The sequence below is a fragment of the Actinomyces glycerinitolerans genome (assembly GCF_900098745.1).
In the GTDB taxonomy this organism is placed as follows: Bacteria; Actinomycetota; Actinomycetes; order Actinomycetales; family Actinomycetaceae; genus Actinomyces; species Actinomyces glycerinitolerans.
Window position 1 is genome coordinate 1 of record NZ_FQTT01000018.1, and the last position, 1,459, is coordinate 1,459.

General features: G+C 65.5%; 1 protein-coding gene. It reads right to left on the reverse strand.

Features of this window, described 5'->3' with window-relative positions:
• Positions 1-61: 61 nt before the first annotated feature.
• Complete coding sequence (locus ACGLYG10_RS15455; RefSeq protein ID WP_073334017.1) at positions 62-1,357, reverse strand: DDE-type integrase/transposase/recombinase; 1,296 nt, start codon at positions 1,355-1,357, stop codon at positions 62-64.
• Positions 1,358-1,459 lie beyond the last annotated feature (102 nt).

Here is a 1,459-nt window from a genome sequence, read left to right on the forward strand (position 1 = left end):
ACTGTGCTGTCTCCACACTTCTGGGACGGTTGGATCTCATGACTTCTGGGACGGTTGAGTCTCAAAGCTTCTGGGACGGTTGGGAGCGGGGTGAGCGGGGTGGTCTGGTGATGATTCTGTTGGGTGGTTTGGAGGCGTTGATGGTGGCCCGGCTGTGGGTCTGGGCCTGGGTGGGCTGGGGCCAGGGAATCGCGGCGAAGTGTGTTCCGGCCTGGTCGTACAGGTCCAGGCGGGTGGGGTACTGGCGGAACTCGATCGTCTGGCCGGCCATGAAGGAACCGACGTAGATGATCCGGCCCTTGTAGGTCACGCTCCCGTTGCTCAGGGCCTGTCTGCTGGTAATGGCCGGGTCGGTGCTGGCTGCCTGCGGCAGGCTCAGCGGTACCGGTCCGGACAGCGCGTCAAGGTTGATCGGGGAGGGGTTGGGTAGGGCCCGGGGGACCTGGTGCCACACGCGTATGGGGGTTATGGCTATCCCCAGCCCCTGGTGCTGGCGCTCGGTGTTGTAGTAGGCGGTGAAACACTCCAGGCCGGTGTTGAGGTCCTCCAGGGTGGTGTAGGGGTGCGCTTCCAGCCACAGCTGGAGGGGCTTGTGAGAGCTTTCGACCTTGCCCTGGGTCTGTGGGTGACCGATGGCGCCGCTGATCGGACGGATCCCCAGCGACGCGAGCCACCTCTCCGTCCGCCCGATACCGGTGGTGCGGTGAGTGTTGAAAGCCCTGCCGTTGTCGGTCAGGACGGCTGCGGGCCGCCCCCAGGAGTCGAAGGCCTCGGACAGGATTTGGCGGGTGGCCTCATGCGTCTCCCCGCCCCAGGCCGCCTTGAGCGCCACCAGCACCCTGGAGCAGTCATCGACGACCTGGTAGATGGTCACCAGCCGCTCCTGGATGCGCCACTCGATGCCGTCCAGCTGCCACAGCTCGTTGGCACTGGTACGCGTGAAACGCTTGAAAGACACCCGCGGGCGCTTACGCGGCGCCGGAACCACCAACCCCATGGCCCGCATGCGCCTGGCAATAGTCGCCCGCGATGGGGCCGGGTTGGCCCCCGCCCCGGACAGCACCCACCACACCGACCACGCACCCGCCTCCTTCCCGTCGGCAACCAGCTCCCGGCGTATCTGGGCGATACGCTCATCAACCTGCTCATCCCAACGGCGCGCCGGGTGCAGCGGCGCCCTGGAATGGGCGACTAGCGCCGCCCCCGGTCCCTCCTGCTCGGCCCGCTTACGGATCCGGTAGAACGAGGACTTCGAAACCCCCACCTGCCGGCAGAACTCCTCCACGCTCACACCCGCAACCCGCGAGTCGAACTCAATGATGCGCTGACGCTTGAACGGCGAAACTGCATAACCCATCCCCCAACCCAACCCCACCCACACCGCCCCAGAATCTCACTACTTCTGACACTCCCAGATGTCATGAGATCCAACAGTCCCAGAAGTCATGAGACAACACAG

Excerpts from the sequence above, each read along its gene's own strand:
- ACGLYG10_RS15455 (WP_073334017.1), bottom strand. The coding sequence starts at position 1,357 with ATGGGTTATGCAGTTTCGCCGTTCAAGCGTCAGCGCATCATTGAGTTC.